The sequence below is a fragment of the Flavobacterium sp. Flavsp81 genome (assembly GCF_059491325.1).
Map to the genome: position 1 here is coordinate 1,775,023 of NZ_CP168505.1, position 19,605 is coordinate 1,794,627.

The window sequence follows — 19,605 nt, forward strand, 5'->3', positions numbered from 1 at the left end:
AATGCTTAAACAGTTTTTTTACATACTGGCTGCGTTATTCTTTTCAAATATTATTGTTGCCCAACAAGATATTAATGAGTTAGGCCGAAAATTTGACGAATTATCATTACAGAAAAAAGGATTAAATGAAACGATTAAAATTGATGTTTCAGGTCTGACCCTGCACGATTTTATTTCTTCAATAGCCGAAGAACATCAGTTAAATATTGATGTTGATGTTGAGCTGAATCAGCCTGTGTCCAATAATTTCTTTGATGTCACGGTAAAAGATGTCTTTATACATCTTGCTCAGAAATATGATCTGGAAATTTCTTTTATGAACAACATTATAATTTTCAAAAAAAGAAAAATTATAGCTGTTGTCGAAAAAAAGCAATCCAAAATAATAGATGTCAGCTATAATCCTCAAAATGATTTCTTATCTGTTAAACTGGAAAACGATACTTTATCTTCAGTAGCAAAAGCTATTATTGATAAATCGGGCAAGAATTTGATTTTGGCCCAGGACGTAAAAAATATTAGGGTTTCTTCCTATATCTTAAATCGTCCTTTTGATCAGGTTATCGAAATGATGGCGAAATCAAATGATTTATCAGCTGTAAAAGATGATAACGGACTGTATTTTCTGCAAAAAAATACCGTTTCAAATATAAATACGCTAAATAGCAATACAAAAATAAAGCAACCAAAAGTAAGCCTTGGAGTTCCCGGTTTTTATGAAGTTAATATCAATAAAAATGGTTTTTTACAAGTAAATGCCTATATCGCAGATGCTTCGGATTTATTAACGGAAGCAGCAGAAAAACTTCATATTAATTATTTTTTATACAATAAACCGGAAAACGAAAAAACAACCCTTTCTGCAGATAATATCACTTTTGATGATTTATTAGCCAACATTTTTAAGGGAAAAAAATATACTTTTAAAAAGCAGGATAATTTTTATCTAATTGGTGAAGAAGCGACAGAAGGATTAAGAGTAACCGAAATGATCCAATTAGAAAACAGATCGATTGAATCCATAGTTAATACGTTACCAAAAGTTTTTTCGGAGAAATTAGAAATAAAAGAATTTACAGAATTAAACGGATTAATTGTTTCCGGATCAAGATCTATACTCGAAGAATTAAAAGTATACATCAAACAAATTGATAAAGTTGTGCCAATGGTGCAAATTGAAGTCATCATCGTACAATATAATAAAGCATATGAAATTCAGACCGGAATGAAAGCGGGTTTAGACAAAATAAATTCGGTTCAGACTGGCGGAGTACTGTTTCCCAGCACTGATGTAACTTTAAACGGATCTTCTGTAAATAGTTTAATTGATGCTTTTAATGGTTTTGGTCTTTTTAAATTAGGAAAAGTAACAGAAGCTTTTTATCTCAACCTGAAGCTTTTAGAAAGCAATTCAATCCTTAAAATTGAATCTACGCCTAAAATCGCAACCATAAGCGGACACGAGGCTAAACTATCAATTGGGGAAACCAGTTATTATTTTGAACAAAATAACCGATTAATAAACAGCAATATAGGAAATGATATTCTAAATTCAGGAACATGGAAGTCTACCGATGCCAATTTGAGCGTATCAATAAAACCATATGTTTCTACTGATGAAAATGTAACATTAACCATTGCTGTAGAAAAAAGCTCTTTTCTGGCCAGAGCCGGTGAAGATGCCCCTCCCGGAAAAGCTACTCAAAAGTTCGAGTCTTTGGTAAGAGTTAAAAATGGCGAAATGATTTTATTAGGCGGCTTAGATGAGCTGAAAAAAGAAAACTCGGGAACCGGAACTCCTCTAATATCAAGAATTCCAATTATAAAATGGTTTTTCAGCAGCAGAAAAAAAGGAAAAAGTGATTCTAAACTTCATATTTTTATTAAACCAACGGTTATTTATTAATGGTAGCTACTTTATCTAAATTTATAAAACTAAATGACTTAAATGTTGTTGGAGTAATCAAAAAAGAAGATTATGAAATCTACAATTTGCTTACCATTAAAAAGAAAGCCAATAAGATTTCTATTGTTGCTATGCATACTTTCGAAACCTTCGAAAAATTAAGCAAATCGGCAGATAAAAAATTGCCCCTTTTAATTGTTACAGAAGGAAAAGGCGTTTTAAATAAAGAAATCGATTTTGAGAATGAAGCCGATTTAAATTGGCAGAAAAATATTGATTATAACGCTATTTATTATACCGCTTTAAAAGGATTAAAATCTAATTTTATTAGCTTTTGCCGCAAAAACATTGTTGAGGAAACAACCTTGATGTTTCAAAAAAACGGCTTTCAGGTTATTGATGTTTATATAGGTTCTTTTCTGGCTTCCTTACTAAATAATGTTTTGAAAAAAGAAGTTCTGTTTTCGACTGATTTACGTTTAGAATTTGAAAATGAAAAGCTATTGAGTTTCAGCAAGCAAAATGAAGGTACAGAAACAATAAAATATCAGGTTGGAGAAGAAACTGTTTCCAATACTTTTTTACCATTATACGGTGCGGTTATTCATTTTTTTGTCAGACCAAAAGAAGTTTCAAAGACTATAAACCCAACTTTGAGCAGTGAAGAATTAATTTATAAGAAAGCTTTTGGATTTTTAGGAATAGCCATGTTGATTGGTTTTCTGACTTCTCTGTTAATCAGCTACTTTTTGATTCAGTATTATGGAACAAAAAATTCCGAACTGAATCTCCAGACGGTATATTCAAATCAGTCGTATAAATTGATATTGGATTTAGAAGCTCAAAAAGAAAAAAAACTGAATATTCTAAAAGAATCGGGAGTTTTGTCCTCAAAATTTCTTTCTTATTATGGATATGAGCTTATAAAATCGATTCCATCAAATATTTCATTAAATGAATTAAATATCATTCCGTTAAAAGAAGAATACAAAGAAAACAAAAAAGTTTTTTTTGAAAACAGAACTATAGTTATAAAAGGGGAAACTTTTCAGGAAGCATCATTTAACAACTGGTTAGAAGGCTTAAAAAAAATGGCCTGGCTGCAGCGCTTTGAAATCATCAGCTTAAAAAAAGACAAGAAAAACAAATCAATATTCGAACTAAAAATAACCCTTAAAAATGTTTGAAAATTATTCGTATAAACAAAAATTTTATGCCTTGATTGTGCTTTTTTGTATGCTGTCAATAACAGCTTACAAGAGATCATTTCATACCTTATTTGATGTACTTAACGAATATCAGACACTATCAAAAAAAACCAGTGATATTAATAAAAAAGCTAAAAGTACTGATGGTTTAACTAAGGATATTGCCTATTTAGATAAAATTATTGGAAAAGAAGGAATTACAAAAGAAATGGTACAGCAAGGCATCGTAAGTTTTGCTTCTGAAAATTCTCCTGAAGTTTCAATAAGTGATTTAAAACCTATACATGATTTTCCGGAAGATGACTATCACGTCATTACCAATCAGCTGGATGTAACGGGGAATAGCAATCAGCTCTTAAACCTGGCATATAATTTTGAAAAGAGATTCAGCTTTTCCAGAATAGTGAGCATGAATTTTTACACAACAAAAAAAAATAACAAATCAGAAGTTTTACATCTAAAAATGATTTTTCAAAACTATGAAAACAATAAATAAAATAATATTCATCGCATTAGCAATCCTTACCTATTCATGTGATGATATTCTTGAAGAAGACATCAGTGATGACACTGTTCAGATTATTTCGCCAACAGGAGGTGCTGTAATAGAAAGTAATGTCGTAAATTTTAAATGGACCAGTCTTGAAGGAGCTGATAAATATCGGATTCAGATATATGAAGACGAGGCTCTGTTACTCGATTCATTAACTTCAAAAACCAGTATAACATTGCCACTGGATACAGGAGGTTACACCTGGAGTGTACGGGGAGAAAATTATGCTTATGAATCTATTTATTCATCACCATCTGCTTTTTCAACAATTATTCCTGATAATTTAACCAATCAGCAGGTTGTTTTATTGAGTCCGGAAAATAATATATTTGTAAATTTTATCAATATAACCTTAAATTGGGAGTTCCTTGCAAATGCAACTACCTATAATGTCAAAGTTATTAATGCCACAACAGGTGCGGAAGTATATTCTAAATCCGATTTGACTGTTAAATCGTTAACGCTTGATCTGCCTTCTTTAGCTGATGGGACTTATGAATGGCAATTAACAGCTAAAAATAACGACAGCGAAACGAAGCAGTATTCTGCCCGTAAATTCAATATCGATACCACGATTCCTAATCAGCCAAAAAACACATTACCCGCAGATAATTCTACTCAAACAGTCAATTCAAGTGTCACTTATACCTGGAGTATTGCAGCTGATATTGGCACTACTAAATCCCCTGTTTCTTATATAACAGAATTTGCAAGTGATGTTGATTTTAACTCGATTGTTCAAACACAAAACAGTAATTCAACAACACTTCAAAAAACTTTTTCAACAGCAGGTATCTATTATTGGAGGGTGAGAGCTATCGATGGAGCAGGTAATATTGGTACTAACAGCACAGGATTTAAAATTACTGTAAATTAAAAATGGCTAAAAAGAAAATAAATATAATTCTGATCCTGATAGTTTTAGGACTCTGGGGAACAGTCGGTTATAGATATATTTACCGTCAATTTTCCGGTGATGAAGTACTTTTGGAAAAGCAGAACCAAACAAAGAATATAACAATCAGCCAAATCAATAAAGATACTTTTGAATTAGAAAAAATAAATCGGGATCCATTTCTGAATAAACAATTTCAAAGTACTGTTACTCCTATTAGAAAACATGTTTCTGGTTTTTCATCTGCAAAGAAAACAGCTCCTCCTGTAAACAAAAAAGTGGTTCCAAATATTGATTGGCCAACATTAATTTATTATGGATATATTGCATCTAAAGAAAGAAATGAAGATTTAATTTTACTAAAAATAGATTCCAAGCTCTATAAATTAAAACTCAATGATCCTGTAAATGGTTTAATTGTTAAAAAGAAATATAAAGATTCTATTGAAGTTTTTTTTAACTCCCAAATTAAAATTATTAAATTAAAATAAAACGATTCAAAAAAAATAAATCGAAACAGAAATTAATTCTGTTCCGATTTATTTTTTTTATATAACCCCCGAATAATGTTAAAATACAATTTTGAAATATTTTATTTTAAGATTCTGCCTCCTTCTTAAAATGATGAATATTTTTCTGTTAAATAATTCTATTTTTCTGACTCAATTATTACAAAACCCCAGGCAGCCAAATCTACTTTCTCATTTTTTGAAACCTTTTTATTGCCTAAAAGCTCTGTTCCATTGTCATGCGGATAAGTAAAATTTACCGGAGCTGCCGAGTAATTAAAATAATAACGAACAGTTTTTCCGTTCTGGTTACTACCTGTTTTTACTATAACAGGAAAACTTATTTCCTGATCAGCTTCCCATAATCCTGCTTTTTTTACTGCATTTTCAATAATTTTGGCTGTAAGTGCCGGACTTGTATAGGCTGCTATATAAGTTGCCGTGCCTTTACCAAACTGATTTTGTGTTACTGCAGCATATTTACCCCATTGAGGATGGTCATAATAAGCAAGCACTTTTGCTGTAACCGGTTCTATAAGTTCCATCCATTTTTCAATATAATTATCTTTATCGTTAACCTTAAAAAAATCACTTTTTAAACCTATTTTATCAGGAACAGTAAACTGACTGTATTTAATACCACAAGCCTGATCTATGATTCCCGGCTGAATAGTATGTCTTACTTTTGCATACTCATTTGAAAAACCGCTTTTAAAAGTAAAAACTACATTACCGCCTTTTTTAATAAATTCATCAAGCTTCTGAAGAAGACTGTCCGGAGCAGCATATAAGGCGGGTACAATTATAAGTTTGTAATCATCTATGTTTGTTGACGAAGGATCTATCAAATCAGTTTCTACATTCATATTATAAAGCGCATCATACATTCTGCGCAAAACGCCATTATAGCTGTCTCCAATCCAAAATGAATTAAATGCTGTTAAAGCTTCATTACTAAAAAGTATCGCAACTTTATTTTTTTTCTTCAGGTTAATCAAATGATCACTAAGCCTGCTAAAATCAGCGCCAATAGTTTTAGCCTCCAGATAAGTTGGATTAGGTTCAAAATCATGGCTTAATAAACCTTTCCAATAGGTTTCAGCAGAATTATGTATGGAGTGCCAGTGCCAGTATGAAACCATATTAGCTCCCGATGCCAAATGACTAAATGCCTGTAATCTTAACTGTCCCGGATATGGAACCCATTCGGGGAAACCTTGTGCTTCTGTCTCCATGACAAAATAGTTTTTACCTGCTTTCATTGATCTTGTAAGATCACCTCCAAATGATATTTCCAGTCCGGTAAGCTTATCCTGCGTAGGGTGATAAATATCAATTCCTGCTACATCCAGAGTTTTAGCTGCAGCAAAATGATCCACTTCGGTTTGTATACCAAAAGAATGACCACGCCAGTCCATATCAAAATTTTGAGTAATAAACTGATCCTTTTTTTTGTATTCCCTTACTATATTAGCTTCCCAGTTTAAAAATTTAGTAACAAGCCCACGTTGAAAACGGGCAAACTCACCGCTAAGGCTTGCATTAATACTACCATTAACAGAAGGGAAATCATTCCAGTTATTAATTCTGTTACTCCAGTAATCAAGTCCAAATGCATTATTTATACTATCAAGGCTTACAAACTTTTCTTTCATGTAAGTCACAAATTGTTTTTGAACCTCAGGACCGCTGGTATCATATGCTTTTGTTTCATTATCTACCTGATATCCTATTATTGCCGGATGATCTTTTACGTGCTCAAGAAGCTTTCGTATAGCAATCTCTGCATGATGTAGATAATGAGGATTTGTTATGTCCATATTCTGTCTCGGTCCATATTGGTTTGGACCTCTCTTAGTAATAGCCAGTACATCAGGATATTTTTTCACAAGCCAGGTAGGTACTGCATAAGTGGGTGTACCTATTATTACTTTTATGTTAGCTTTGTTCATTGCATTTAGTACGCGATCAATATGCGAAAAATCAAATGTCCCTTCCTGAGGTTCCATTGTACTCCACGTAGACTCCGCAATTCGTACAACATTTATACCTGCCTCTTTCATCATTTTGACATCCTTATCAAGTCGTTCATATGGCATATATTCGTCATAATAAGCAACACCATATAAGAGTTTCGGTTTATTTTGAGCTTTAAGATGCGAAGTGAAAATTAGTGATATAAATACGATTTTAATAAACAGAAAAAAATTAGCTTTCATAGGTTAAAATTATTTCCGGTAAATATAAGTGTTTATTTTACATTTTTAAATTATGCCTGCGGAAAATTGGAGATAGCACTTTGCCCCTAACCTATTAACGCTTCTTTAATTTACTGTATAGAGCTCATAAACTATCTACTCTGAAGTCATAAAAAAACCTGTAGTATAAAATGTATACTACAGGTTTTATAACAAATCTGTTCATAAATTTAAACTTCATCACTAGTTTCGGGAATGAAATAACTATCGGTAAACACTTCCTACATTAATTTAAAATCTATGGACACATTAACTTTCTTTGAAACTTTTTTACTTACAATACTTGGAATCTTAATATCAAAATCATCAGCATTTACATTGAAATTGGCTGCAATTTCTACTTTATTATCATTTTTTTTGATTTTTGCCGGAACAGTAATTTGCTTTGATTTTCCATGTAGCTCTAATACTCCGGTAATTTTAAAATCTTTAGCGGTTTTGCTTAATGCTGAAATATCAAAATTCTCGATTTTTCCTCTAAAAACTGCTTTTGGATATTTATCACTCTCAATGTAATTTTCATTAAAATGTTCTTCCATTAAAGCAATTTTAAATTTGTATCCTTTCATTAAAGATAACGATGCAATTTCTCCGGTTGCAGTATTTAAAACACATGAAGAACTTTCATTTACAGCTTTTACCTCTTCGAAAGCGGGTACAGATGCTTCAAAAGTAATTTTTCCGGTTTTAGTGATTAATTTATCTTGTGCATGAATGAATCCAAAAGATAAAAATAAGAGTAGGGCGATTTTTTTCATAACTAATTATTAATTTATTCTTGTAATCCGTCAGTATTCCATTTAATGATAATATCTATATTTGTTTGCGAAAGCCTTGGCCCTCCAAAAGGCATGGCACCAGACGTACCTTCTGCTCTGGAAATTCGATCTAATAGTCCTCTGTTAATAACAGCTTGCTTAACAAATGTATATGTAGTTAAGGACATTGGAGCTCCATTGGTGGGAGTTGATCCGTGACAAAAAATACAATTGTTATCAATAATTGGTTTTACGTTTTGAGTATAGGTAGCTGATTCAATATCATCGACAGTTGTTAAATCTGATAAACTATCATTGGTACAACTATTCAATAAAAGGCTAAAAAGTGCCGGAATAATTAATTTTATTGATTGCTTTTTCATTTTTTTAATATTATAGATTAAAAAACACGAACTAAATTGAAACCGAAAGCAATTTCTCCTTTACTCCAATCTCCCGAAGTTTGCCCTAAGTAGCCACTTTCATGCATTGCTCTTGAATTAGTGAAATGCATTTGAAAGACGTGACCGCCTGTTTCTAAATCAACACCTATCGATAACGGATTTTTATATATAGATTCAGAGGCTCTGTTCAAATGAGCAGCATAATCAATATTTACCGACCAGCGCTTTGCGAATTTATAACGTCCCCCTAAACCAAGGGCAAATTGGCTATTATTTTGCGGATTTGGAATGATAGGTTGGTTATTAGTATCCAGAATATCACGCACAGTATTTTCATGGAAATAAGATGGAGCGATTTCCAGTGATAATTTTTCAGTAAATTTTCTGGATATTAAAATTTGTGTTACATAGCTGAGCCTGTTTGCAAATTTAAGAAGTGGGTAATCTTCCTTTTTTAATTCAGAATTAACAGCTACACTGCTAAAACCTACAATGGCAAAAGGGAATCCATTTTTTATTTGTGATTTCAAGCGATATTTCACACCCAAATCATAGGTTTCCTGAAAACCACTGCGTGCAGCATGTACAGTCAGCCAATCATTTACGCCATACAAAAATTTAATTTGTGTATTAGCATTATCCATTCCAAAAAAATCATCAAAACCATTTTTTACATAATCAAAACGATGTGCAACAACAAGATACAAATCGCCTTTTGCTGCCAATTTAGTTGATTCTAAATTAATAATTTTTAATGATTTAAAAGCTGATTCAACTTTTACATTTGTTTCAACAGTATCGATTTCCTTCAGCAGGTCATCTTGTGCAAAAATTGATAAGGGTAAAAAAAGTAGAAGTAGAATTAATTTTTTCATAATATTAAATATTTAAATCTAGTTTTACTATCATTCCAAAAACAGGGAGTGTTACTATTTCTGTTGATTTTGTTTGTACCTGTGCACTTAAAAAAGTAAGTATATTTTTATTTAAATTAGTCTAATATTTTACATTGATCCATTTTTAATTCTTCCAATAAATCATCATAACCAACAAAGCGCCCTTTAATTTTAATTTTTTGATCCGTTTTCAAATCACCGGAAATTTTATCGACCATCGTTACAGATAACTTTTTATCTAAAACAATTGTGTTACTTTCTAAATCTAATGAAGTGATAGTCCCATAAGTTTCAATAGTTTTATCTGCGTATTTTTTTGTGCCGGCATTAGCATCTTTCAAAAACTCATCATGAAGCTGAGTTACTGATATTGTGAAACTTGCTGATTCTGAATTTATATCACGGTGATCTTTGTAAACATAAAAATTGATGAAACAAAAAACTACTAAGGCAATAAAAGAAAGAATCAGGAGAACTTTTTTTATAACAGATGATTTCATATCAAAAAAAAATTATTAGAGCATTTTTTACTTAAAATATATTTGTAATGATACATAAAACCATTATATTCTGATAGATTAAAAATTATCAGAATAATATATTAAACAGATATGGAGGCAGAATATAGCCTTTATCAGAATTTACAACTTGAATTCCTAAACAAGAGTACTTCATTTTGTACTCCTTATTTCAAAAAATCAAGGTAATTTTATTATATCAAATATAATAAAATTATACGTCTTAACAACGCATAACACAATATTAATGAGATTATTATGATGTTTTCATATATCAATACTACAGTCAAAGCGGTTATATGAAAATTAATGCCGGTTCGTTAACAATATAAGTTAACACTGCAGGACAATCATAACCCTGACTACCCTTGAATCTGAAGAATATACTGCAGGTAAAATTTATACAATCTATCTAATTGGATCTACAAATTCCGTATTAAGCATTCATACAATAACTCATAATTTAGGAATAAAAAGAGAAACGTTTCACCAATTCTGTTTAGGAAATTACTTCAAATCCTGCATAACATAGTTTGAAATTTGTACCATGTGGGGCACAAAACTAAAAGCCCAATTCATACGAATTGGGTTTTAGTATTCTGATATGGATCATTGCAGGAAATGTGCCGAAGCCTGCTATAATTGCGCTGCCGAATGTAAAAAATGGCAACTTAATCAATCTCGTGAGTTAAATATATAATATATTAGAGAATTATTACCTTTAGGCAAAAAAGATGTTTGCTAGGATAATCGAACATTCTGCCTAATAGTCTTACTATATAGTAAAAAGGACATCTGAACATTTGTCAAAGGATTAAAACAATATTTATATAAAAAATGAATCCAGTAACCAGAGTAATTACAATCTTTCTTTTATCAATGTCTATTGCTCAGGCTAACAATTTCATATTTTCTCCGATTAATGTTTTACATGGACTGAGTGATAATCAGATACGGTATATACTGCAGCTCCCTGATGGAAGGATGATTTTCAAAACAAGCGGCAATATAAACATCTATGATGGAGCACGTTTTAAATATATTCACCAGACTTCCCGGCACATTTATCCATTAAAGAGTTACGATGGTTTCTATCGGATTTATCAAAGCGGAGATTCTCTTCTTTGGATCAAAGACACTCATAAACTGATGTGTGTTGACCTTCGTACAGAAAAATACATATCACGACTGGATTCTTATTTTAAGAAAAAAGGTTTTAAACAACCTGTTGAAGATCTTTTCATGGATTCAAACCAGCGATTATGGCTTCTGACATCCGGCAGATTATCACAATATAATTCTTCTGATTTTTTGAACATAGGGGCTAATCATGAAAAATTACAGGATTTAACATCTCAAAATAACAACCTATACCTGTTTTATAATACTGGCGAGGTGGTGTGTTATGATTTAAAAACAAAAAGAAAGCTTTACAGCAATGCTGCTTATCCGTCACAGCAACAGGTATTTTTTAAGAATACCTCACTGGTTGTAAAAGGAAAAAATGGTTTCTATCAATTACGAAACGGAAGTAAAGGCGGCTTTTTCTTCTTTGATACCCAAAAACGCATTTGGAAAAAAATACTCGAAACCAACTACACACTTAATACATTGATCGTTAATTCCGATGACACTGCCTATATCAGTTGCACCAATGGTATTTGGATAATTAATTGCCAAAATGGAGAAAAGCAATATCTTCCAACATTACAAAAAATTGACGGAAGCATTCTGGATACTGAGATAAGCACTCTCTTTTATGACAAACAAAATGGTTTATGGCTGGGAACTATTAATCAGGGACTGCTTTATTATCATCCTTTCCGATACAAGTTCACTAACATAGGACGTTCGTATTTCCCGGTGTCTTCTACAAAGGATATCATAGTGCAGGCGTTTGCCGAAGATCAGATTGGAAATATATACATTAAATCTCAATCGGCGATATATCGATATTATTCCTCTGCAAAAAATAATAAGATCTTGACAGCCCTCCCCGCTTCTTCAGTACCACAAGATGTATTAAAAAAATTAAATCAAAATCATACTGCCTCACTTACAGATGTGCGCCACTGGAAATGGATCGGTACACAAGACGGCTTAAAGCTTTTTGACCCTGATCAAAAAGAAGAAAAAATCTTTTATACCAAAGATGGCTTATCAAATAATTTTGTGCATGCCATATTGGAAGATCGCAACAATAATATCTGGGTAACGACCAGTTACGGAATAACAAAACTACAGATAGATTCCATAACTAAAAAAGTTCATTTCACCAGTTTTAGTTCAGATGAAGGAACATTAGAAGGAGAATATACCAATGGGGCAGCATTTGAAGCAGCCAATGGGACTCTTTATTTTGGAGGAATAAATGGATTCAGTATATTGAATCCGGGCAACATGGCTGAGCAAAAACTACCCTTCAGACCTGTCTTTACAAACCTTTTTTTACGCGGAGAGAGAATCGAAGCAGGAAACAGATACGATGATCGTATTATTATGGCGGAAACTGCACCATACACTAAAGAAATAGAACTTTCTTATGATCAGAACTTCCTGACTTTTGAGTTTTCAGCTGTCAACTATCAAAATCCTTCTCAGACCTACTATCGGTATCAGCTGGAAGGCATCGATAATAATTGGCAGGAAACTTCTATTAGCAGACAAAATAAAAACGCGGGTATGGATGGTATTCTTAAAACTTCCTATACCAATCTGCCTCCGGGAGAATACAAACTTAGAGTGATCGCTTCGGGCAATGATCGTCAATGGAACGGGCTGGTTTCTGAATTGCGTATCACCATTCACGCGCCATGGTGGAAAACTACTTTTGCATATATTCTATTCATAGCACTTTTTATAGTTATGCTGGGTACAGGCATATATTTGTATATTTATTATAACAGAAAAAAACTTGAACGCAGCCACAAAGAAGACATTTTGCTGGTTCGTATTCGAAACCTGATCGAACAATGTGATTTCCTCCAGGCGGAAAACGAAACTTACCTCTCAAAAACAAATGTACACACAACTCAATCTGAGGATAACCATAATGAAAACCGGGCAGATGCCGCATTTTTAGCACGCGCTTTAGAACAAGTGGAAAAGAATCTTGATGTTCCGGATTATTCTGTCGAGCAGCTCAGCCGTGACCTTTGCATGGACCGGACAGGGCTTTATCGTAAATTAATCGCATTATTAGATAAATCACCCTCTTTGTTTATTCGGAATATTCGTTTGCAAAGAGCAGCCGGTTTAATACTCGAAGGAGAACTCAGCATTACAGAGATTACTGAAAAAGTTGGCTTTAGCAGTTCCAGTTACCTGAGCAAATGTTTTCAGGAAATGTATGGCTGTCGCCCGTCGGAATACGCTGAAAAGATGAAAAAATCAACATAATTACTGTTTATTTCAACATGGTTGTTGTCCCATTTTGTTTGTTGTTGAATACTTTTGACAGTAAGAACCACATATAATTAACAACTTATGAAATTTTATAAAAAAACCTGCCTTTTAATGGTCTTCGCAACATTTTTGGCAATGAGTGGAAACGCTCAAACTATCCAGCCAACAAAACAAGGAGTAAAATTTTCTGTACAGGACCAGGATATTCAAATCGAATTCTATTCGAATAATATTGTACGGGTGTACAAAACTCCCAAAGGTGTCCCATATGACAAAAAAAGTCTGTCTGTTGTCAAATCTCCCGAAACAACCTCGGTAAAATTTGAGCAAAAAGGAAACAACACCTTATTAAAAAGCAATGCCATCCATGTTGAAGTTAATCCTGAAACCGGAGGTATCTCCTTTTATGATGCATCGGGAAAATTGCTGCTTAAAGATAAAGATTATGGTGCACAGTTTTCTCCGTTAGATGATGCTGGCATTCCGTCTTATACAGTACGGGAAGGCTTTTTGCTTGACAAAAATGAGGCTGTGTATGGTGTTGGGCAGATTATGGATAATAAGTTTAATCGCCGCAACTCATCGCATCACATGCAGAATGAAAACATGTCAACTTACTCTCCGTATTTTATGTCAGTAAAAGGATATGGCGTTTTTTGGGATAACTATTCTATTTCGGAATTTAAAGATAATTTGCAAGAACTTTCTTTTGAAGGTCTGGGACATTGCTCCGATTATTATTTTATGTATGGCAAAAATGCAGACGGGGTTATTTCACAAGTTCGTGACCTGACAGGCAAGGCTCCTATGCTTCCTTTATGGGCTTATGGTTTTTTCCAAAGTAAAGAACGTTACCATACGCAAGACGAAAGCCTGAACGTTTTAAAAAAATACCGTGAACTTAAAGTCCCTCTTGATGTGGTAATTCAGGATTGGCGCTACTGGCCTGAACATAACAAGACCGACAGTACATGGAACTCACAAAGTTTTGACAAGGAAAGGTTTCCAAATCCTAAGGAATGGGTCAATGAAATTCATAAGCTGCATGCAAAACTATTGATCGTTACCTGGCCCGGATTTGGTCCAAAGACAGAGCAGCGTAAAGAATTTGACAGTAAAAAGATGATAATCAACTTTGACACCTGGCCGCCAAACAGCGGTGCGCGGCCTTATGATGTATACAATCCTGAAGCCCTGAATATTTACTGGCGTTACCTCAACAAAGGAATATTCAGTTATATTGGAAATGATGGCTGGTGGCTCGATTCAACAGAACCTGACCATATCAACAAAAAAGAATCAGATTTTACACTTCCAACCCATCTGGGTACGTACCGCAGTGTAAAGAATGCCTATAGTATGATGCATAATAAAGGAATAGCAACTAACCAGCGCGCAACAAACGGCAACATTCGCCCGGTAATATTAACCAGATCAGGATTTATCGGTCAACAGCTTTACGGCTCCAATACCTGGAGTGGTGATGTGGTTTCCTCTTGGGAAATGCTTGAGAAACAAATTCCTGCAGCATTGAACTATACTTTGATGGGGATTCCTAACTGGAACAGTGATATAGGAGGCTTTTTTGCTGATCGCTGGAAAAAAGACGGAGGCAATAAAAGCCCGGAATTTCAGGAATTATATGTCCGCTGGATGCAGTTTGGTGCCTTTTGTCCAATGATGCGTTCACATGGAACTGATCTTCCCCGTGAAATCTGGAACTTTGGCGATCGCGGAACATGGTGTTTTGATGCACAGGAAAAATCTATTAAGCTGCGTTATAAATTATTGCCGTATATCTACAGTACATCCTGGGATGTCAGCCACAATAACGGAACATTCATGCGTCCGTTGATTATGGATTTTGCAGCAGATAAGGAAACACATAACATTGGTAATGAGTATTTGTTCGGCCATTCCCTTCTCGTGGCTCCCGTAACTCAATATAAAGCAAAAACATGGCCTGTCTACCTGCCACAAGGAAGTGATTGGTATAATTTCTGGACAAATGAATATTTTAAAGGCGGACAGACAGTAAAAACCGATACACCTATAGATATGGTTCCACTCTATGTAAAGGCTGGTTCCATACTCCCTTTTGGACCGGAAGTACAATATTCCACCGAAAAAAAGTGGGATAATCTTGAAATTCGTATTTATCCGGGAGCCGATGGTGAATTTGTACTGTACGAAGACGAAAATGATAATTTCAACTACGAAAAAGGAAGCTATTCTACGATCAAATTCAAATGGAATGATACCAAAAAAACACTTACTATAGAAAACAGACAAGGCAATTTTGCCAGTATGCTCAAATCCCGTAAGTTCAATGTTGCTATTGCCGGTCCTAAGCAGGCAATAGGCGATGCTCCTGCAAAACTAATCAAGACCGTTTCATACAATGGAAAAGAAACAGTTGTAAAACTTTAAGAGAATTATTTCTCAAATTCCAAAAAACCCTTTAAAATCAGTGATTTTAAAGGGTTTTTAAATTTTGCCTTTTTTTATCCGCCCTCTAATGATGAACTAAAATTCTTAAATTAAGGAAAACCGTAAAAACAGCATTACTCAAAAACCGAACTTTAGGCAAATAATAAAATGTAATGCTAAAAAGAACTATTTTAATTGAAAACAAGTTTTCGATAACTACAAAAAATAACCAGTTAGTTTTAAAATCTGAAATAAAGGAAAGTTCTGTCCCAATTGAGGACATTGGCTTTCTTGTTCTTGACCATAATGAAATCTACCTCAGCATTCCTGCCATGAATTTACTTGTTGAAAATAACACTTCTATTATTATCTGTGGAAAAAATCATCTTCCTAATGGAATGTTGCTAAACCTCAACAGCCATCACATTCAGCAGGAAATATTTAAAAATCAAATTGAAGCCTCTATACCTTTAAAGAAACAATTATGGCAGCAGACTATAGTTGAAAAAATTAAAAACCAAGGACAGTTACTTGAAAAAATAACCCATTCCAAAAATAGTTTTGGCTTTCTGGCAAGTAAGGTTTTAAGCGGAGATTCCTCTAATATGGAAGGAGTTGCTGCACAGCAGTACTGGAAACATTTTCCGCAGCCTAACTTAGAAATGAACGGAATCAAACGAGAACGATATGGAGACTATCCTAATAATTTCCTGAATTACGGCTATGCCATCTTAAGAGCCGCAACGGCAAGAGCCCTTTCCGGAAGCGGGTTACTAAATACGTTAGGAATCCATCATAAAAATAAATACAATGCTTTTGCACTTGCCGATGATATTATGGAACCGTTTCGTCCTGTTGTAGACGAAAAAGTCTTTGAAATCATGCAGCTTTTTAATGAACAGGAACTAACCACAGCTATTAAGGCCGAGTTATTACAAATCCTGACAAGGACTGTTTATTTTAAAGAAGAAAAAAGTCCGTTAATGATCGCACTGCAAAAAACAGCTAGCTCTTTACAGCAATGTTTTACAGGAAATCGAAAAAAAATTAAATATCCGGAATTATGGAGCTTAACGGATACCGAATAATGTGGCTGTTTGTTTTTTTTGATCTCCCCACAGAAACAAAAAAAGACAGAAGAAATGCATCCGGATTTAGAAACAATTTACTGAAAGATGGTTTTTCGATGATGCAGTATTCGGTTTATGTACGCCATTGTGCGAGCAGCGAAAGCGCCGATGTACATGAAAAGAGAATCCACAGACTGCTGCCGCCTTTAGGAAAAGTAAGTGTACTCCGAATAACCGATAAGCAGTTTGGTAATATTTTGAATTTCTGGGGAAAAGCAGCCGTACCCTCAGCACCTCAGCCCACACAATTAGAATTGTTTTAAATTATTTTCAAAAAAAGTATCAACTGTCCATTTATCAGGATTTGAGTCAATATAATTACTAATGTTTAGGTATGATTTTTCATTTCGTATAATATGATCATGAAAAGAACGCTGCCAGGCAAAATCTAAAAAACCATATTCATGAATTATTTTAGATGATGTTGTTTTAAAAGCTCCTATTAAACCCGACAATGATTTTATTTTGATTTCTTCATTCTGTACAGATAAGTCACGACTTGCTCCAGATGATTTCCTACTATCAATTTCAATAATAACATGAACATGATTGGGCATTATAACAAAATTATGAATATCAACATATTGATATTGCTCCGACAACCAATACATTCGATTCTGTACAATTTCTCCAAATTTATTTAATTCCATTTTTTTTAAAAATTCATTTGGATTGGATTCATTTGGATTATGTAGGGACAGGTCGCGACCTGTCCCTACCGCGGATTCGATTAAAATTACCGATCCCAAACAACACAACCTATCCTGAACACACATCGTGACGAAATATAAATTATCACTTGAATAATCAAATCCTTTCATCCGATTTCTTTTTCTATTCTTCATAATTTTATAACATTTCTGGTATACAGAGGCAGATACTACCTGACATAGCCATATTTAATTGTGATTTTCATAATAAAAATACAGCAATACAATCATTACAAATAAAAAAATGCTTCAATCCTGGGGTATCAATCCAAAAAAGAAGCATTTTTTTATACGATATTTCGATTCAATCCTTTGATTATTAGGAGATAATAAGCCAACAGATATCGTGTTTTCTAATCTTTAATCAAACCACAACGTTTCGTAATCAAGATCGATAGTTTTTATTGATATCGTGTTTTCTAATCTTTAATCTTATCACAATAAGGCTATATGCCGTAGGTGAAAACCTTTAGTCCTGCTTCGGTGGGACTTTTCTATTTTTATAGTATAATTTATTTCCTAGCCATTCGGTATAGGTTCTTTCAAATAGACTTTATCCTAAAAAACAAAAACCCCTATTTTGAATCAAAATAGGGGTTAAATATTAATTGGAGAATAACTTAATTAAAGTCCCCATCCATATCTTAATCTGAATACTCCCGAAGCATTTACTGTTTGCAGTGTAATGTTAGTACCGCTTCCTCCTCGTGATTGAAGACTATACGAATCACCATCTCTTAATCCCGGCCAGTAAACGCTGGCAATTTTATCGTTTCTGCATACATCGCTGGTAGATACAATATACGCTATTTCATTATCAGTCTGTGGTCCGTTTTGATAATCTTTCCCTGAATTCATAGTAGCACCAAATTCAGTAATAACGGTACGGGCACCATAAATTCCGATTCTGTTACGCCAATCTGTTTGCCAGGCAGATGCACTGCGTGTTGCCCAATATGCATAGTTGTGCAATGATAATAAACAACTGGTAAAACGACTATCAGCACCAACACCTTTTACATCTTCGCTATATCCGGTTCCAGATAATAATATTCTACCCCTTGGCACACCCGGATATCTGGAAAGAAATTCAGCATAAATAGGTGTTAGTTGACTAAGTGTATAACCATGCGGCTCATTAAAAACTTCAAAATACACCCTGCTATTACCACTATATTTATTAACTACAGTTGTCCACATATTCCAAAACTTAGTGGTATCATCTATTTTTCCATCTTTTGACGAAGCAGCTTCCCAACAACCTATAATCACGTTCCATCCTTTGCTCGTTGCCTTGTCAATAACAGCATTGTAACTATTCCACCAGCTTTCTGAAACTGATGGCGGATTGATTGGAATACGAATGGTATTTACACCATTTATATTAGTTGCAAAAGCATTTAATACAGCATCAGTTTTTGCAGAAACTGTAGCATAACTGTCACTAGCTTCCAAACCGGACGGAATTACCCAGCCATCAACAAAATTATCCCTGCCGTCTGCCCAGTTTACACCTGCTATACCGTTAACACCAAGAGACTTGCCTGTAGGACTAGGTTGTGCAACTGCTGCATTAGCGGCTTCCGCCTGTGCGGCTTCGGTATCCGACTCATTTTGAGTACAAGAATTTAATGATCCCAATAAGACCACACTTAAAAATAAAAACGAATTTAGTTTTTTCATAAAATAAGATATTTAATGTTAAAAATGAAAGCCAAAAATATGCTTATTTTACCCACTCAACAGGGGATGAAATTGAAAAATTAAGGGGGCAGTTTTGCTTATTTTTAATAATTATATAATTAAATCGTTAATTTTTTTAATTAAACTACATTTTAAAATACAATTAATGAGTTTTTAATTTTTATATTTTATTCAAAAAAATATCATTAAAAACAACAAAAACAACACATAAAATACCATTTTATAAAAATACATCATAATAACACAAACATTGAAAAGAGCTCAAATGATGCTTTCTATTGAATTTTAAAAAAAACTCCCAAAACAGATTTAAATAAATTC

General features: G+C 33.6%; 17 protein-coding genes. 10 read left to right on the top strand and 7 right to left on the bottom strand.

The window, feature by feature from the left end; genetic code table 11:
* The first annotated feature begins 1 nt into the window (after position 1).
* The 5 genes from ACEN92_RS07115 to ACEN92_RS07135 are packed head-to-tail and all read left to right on the top strand — an operon-like array spanning position 2 to position 5,053.
* Entirely contained in the window at positions 2-1,906 is a 1,905-nt protein-coding gene (locus tag ACEN92_RS07115) for a type II secretion system protein GspD (protein WP_495641678.1), read from the top strand.
* Entirely contained in the window at positions 1,906-3,093 is a 1,188-nt protein-coding gene (locus ACEN92_RS07120; protein WP_495641679.1) for a hypothetical protein, read from the top strand. The genes ACEN92_RS07115 and ACEN92_RS07120 overlap by 1 nt, the downstream gene beginning before the upstream one ends.
* Complete coding sequence (locus tag ACEN92_RS07125; RefSeq protein WP_495641680.1) at positions 3,086-3,610, top strand: hypothetical protein; 525 nt, start codon at positions 3,086-3,088, stop codon at positions 3,608-3,610. Before ACEN92_RS07120 ends, ACEN92_RS07125 begins: the two co-directional genes overlap by 8 nt.
* A complete protein-coding gene (locus ACEN92_RS07130) occupies positions 3,594-4,544 on the top strand; it encodes a hypothetical protein (RefSeq protein ID WP_495641681.1) in 951 nt (316 codons plus the stop codon). Before ACEN92_RS07125 ends, ACEN92_RS07130 begins: the two co-directional genes overlap by 17 nt.
* Positions 4,545-4,546: 2 nt before the next feature.
* Positions 4,547-5,053 (top strand): hypothetical protein, encoded by a 507-nt coding sequence (locus ACEN92_RS07135; RefSeq protein WP_495641682.1) that lies wholly within the window; start codon positions 4,547-4,549, stop codon positions 5,051-5,053.
* 158 nt (positions 5,054-5,211) lie between these two features.
* Here the strand turns inward: ACEN92_RS07135 and ACEN92_RS07140 are convergent, their stop codons facing one another.
* The 5 genes from ACEN92_RS07140 to ACEN92_RS07160 form a co-directional block, all read right to left on the bottom strand.
* Positions 5,212-7,290 (bottom strand): beta-galactosidase, encoded by a 2,079-nt coding sequence (locus ACEN92_RS07140; protein ID WP_495641683.1) that lies wholly within the window; start codon positions 7,288-7,290, stop codon positions 5,212-5,214.
* A 260-nt stretch (positions 7,291-7,550) separates the two neighbouring features.
* Positions 7,551-8,087 carry a YceI family protein gene (locus ACEN92_RS07145; RefSeq protein ID WP_495641684.1) on the bottom strand — a complete coding sequence of 179 codons (537 nt, stop codon included), beginning with the start codon at positions 8,085-8,087 and terminating at the stop codon, positions 7,551-7,553.
* Between the two features lie 14 nt (positions 8,088-8,101).
* Positions 8,102-8,470, bottom strand: a complete 369-nt coding sequence (locus ACEN92_RS07150) for a hypothetical protein (RefSeq protein ID WP_495641685.1) — start codon at positions 8,468-8,470, stop codon at positions 8,102-8,104.
* Between the two features lie 17 nt (positions 8,471-8,487).
* Entirely contained in the window at positions 8,488-9,366 is an 879-nt protein-coding gene (locus ACEN92_RS07155; RefSeq protein WP_495641686.1) for a DUF5777 family beta-barrel protein, read from the bottom strand.
* Positions 9,367-9,482: 116 nt separating this feature from the next.
* Entirely contained in the window at positions 9,483-9,887 is a 405-nt protein-coding gene (locus ACEN92_RS07160) for an OB-fold protein (RefSeq protein WP_495641687.1), read from the bottom strand.
* A 622-nt stretch (positions 9,888-10,509) separates the two neighbouring features.
* On the opposite strand from ACEN92_RS07160, the gene ACEN92_RS07165 reads away from it, so the two are divergent.
* The 5 genes from ACEN92_RS07165 (at position 10,510) to cas2 (ending at position 17,133) form a co-directional block, all read left to right on the top strand.
* Positions 10,510-10,605 carry a four-helix bundle copper-binding protein gene (locus ACEN92_RS07165; RefSeq protein ID WP_495641688.1) on the top strand — a complete coding sequence of 32 codons (96 nt, stop codon included), beginning with the start codon at positions 10,510-10,512 and terminating at the stop codon, positions 10,603-10,605.
* A gap of 137 nt (positions 10,606-10,742) precedes the next feature.
* On the top strand, positions 10,743-13,304 hold the full coding sequence (locus tag ACEN92_RS07170; RefSeq protein WP_495641689.1) for a ligand-binding sensor domain-containing protein: 2,562 nt from the start codon (positions 10,743-10,745) through the stop codon (positions 13,302-13,304).
* Between the two features lie 87 nt (positions 13,305-13,391).
* Positions 13,392-15,740 carry a glycoside hydrolase family 31 protein gene (locus tag ACEN92_RS07175; protein ID WP_495641690.1) on the top strand — a complete coding sequence of 783 codons (2,349 nt, stop codon included), beginning with the start codon at positions 13,392-13,394 and terminating at the stop codon, positions 15,738-15,740.
* A gap of 173 nt (positions 15,741-15,913) precedes the next feature.
* On the top strand, positions 15,914-16,828 hold the full coding sequence (cas1, locus tag ACEN92_RS07180) for a type II CRISPR-associated endonuclease Cas1 (RefSeq protein ID WP_495641691.1): 915 nt from the start codon (positions 15,914-15,916) through the stop codon (positions 16,826-16,828).
* Complete coding sequence (gene cas2, locus ACEN92_RS07185; RefSeq protein WP_495641692.1) at positions 16,804-17,133, top strand: CRISPR-associated endonuclease Cas2; 330 nt, start codon at positions 16,804-16,806, stop codon at positions 17,131-17,133. Before cas1 ends, cas2 begins: the two co-directional genes overlap by 25 nt.
* Here cas2 and ACEN92_RS07190 read toward each other — a convergent pair.
* Positions 17,119-17,715 (bottom strand): transposase, encoded by a 597-nt coding sequence (locus ACEN92_RS07190; protein WP_495641693.1) that lies wholly within the window; start codon positions 17,713-17,715, stop codon positions 17,119-17,121. The two genes, cas2 and ACEN92_RS07190, sit on opposite strands and share 15 nt — an antisense overlap.
* A 489-nt stretch (positions 17,716-18,204) precedes the next feature.
* The gene (locus ACEN92_RS07195; protein WP_495641694.1) at positions 18,205-19,263 is read right to left on the bottom strand and encodes a cellulase family glycosylhydrolase; all 1,059 of its coding nucleotides are present in this window, start codon (positions 19,261-19,263) and stop codon (positions 18,205-18,207) included.
* Between the last annotated feature and the right edge of the window lie 342 nt (positions 19,264-19,605).

What these genes read in the sequence shown, in the direction of transcription:
- cas1 (WP_495641691.1), top strand. Translation starts at nt 15,914, where the DNA reads ATGCTAAAAAGAACTATTTTAATTGAAAACAAGTTTTCGATAACTACA.
- ACEN92_RS07165 (WP_495641688.1), top strand. Translation starts at nt 10,510, where the DNA reads ATGGATCATTGCAGGAAATGTGCCGAAGCCTGCTATAATTGCGCTGCC.
- ACEN92_RS07190 (WP_495641693.1), bottom strand. Translation starts at nt 17,715, where the DNA reads ATGAAGAATAGAAAAAGAAATCGGATGAAAGGATTTGATTATTCAAGT.
- ACEN92_RS07170 (WP_495641689.1), top strand. Translation starts at nt 10,743, where the DNA reads ATGAATCCAGTAACCAGAGTAATTACAATCTTTCTTTTATCAATGTCT.
- ACEN92_RS07195 (WP_495641694.1), bottom strand. Translation starts at nt 19,263, where the DNA reads ATGAAAAAACTAAATTCGTTTTTATTTTTAAGTGTGGTCTTATTGGGA.
- ACEN92_RS07115 (WP_495641678.1), top strand. Translation starts at nt 2, where the DNA reads ATGCTTAAACAGTTTTTTTACATACTGGCTGCGTTATTCTTTTCAAAT.
- cas2 (WP_495641692.1), top strand. Translation starts at nt 16,804, where the DNA reads ATGGAGCTTAACGGATACCGAATAATGTGGCTGTTTGTTTTTTTTGAT.
- ACEN92_RS07145 (WP_495641684.1), bottom strand. Translation starts at nt 8,087, where the DNA reads ATGAAAAAAATCGCCCTACTCTTATTTTTATCTTTTGGATTCATTCAT.
- ACEN92_RS07160 (WP_495641687.1), bottom strand. Translation starts at nt 9,887, where the DNA reads ATGAAATCATCTGTTATAAAAAAAGTTCTCCTGATTCTTTCTTTTATT.
- ACEN92_RS07125 (WP_495641680.1), top strand. Translation starts at nt 3,086, where the DNA reads ATGTTTGAAAATTATTCGTATAAACAAAAATTTTATGCCTTGATTGTG.
- ACEN92_RS07135 (WP_495641682.1), top strand. Translation starts at nt 4,547, where the DNA reads ATGGCTAAAAAGAAAATAAATATAATTCTGATCCTGATAGTTTTAGGA.
- ACEN92_RS07150 (WP_495641685.1), bottom strand. Translation starts at nt 8,470, where the DNA reads ATGAAAAAGCAATCAATAAAATTAATTATTCCGGCACTTTTTAGCCTT.
- ACEN92_RS07120 (WP_495641679.1), top strand. Translation starts at nt 1,906, where the DNA reads ATGGTAGCTACTTTATCTAAATTTATAAAACTAAATGACTTAAATGTT.
- ACEN92_RS07155 (WP_495641686.1), bottom strand. Translation starts at nt 9,366, where the DNA reads ATGAAAAAATTAATTCTACTTCTACTTTTTTTACCCTTATCAATTTTT.
- ACEN92_RS07130 (WP_495641681.1), top strand. Translation starts at nt 3,594, where the DNA reads ATGAAAACAATAAATAAAATAATATTCATCGCATTAGCAATCCTTACC.
- ACEN92_RS07140 (WP_495641683.1), bottom strand. Translation starts at nt 7,290, where the DNA reads ATGAAAGCTAATTTTTTTCTGTTTATTAAAATCGTATTTATATCACTA.
- ACEN92_RS07175 (WP_495641690.1), top strand. Translation starts at nt 13,392, where the DNA reads ATGAAATTTTATAAAAAAACCTGCCTTTTAATGGTCTTCGCAACATTT.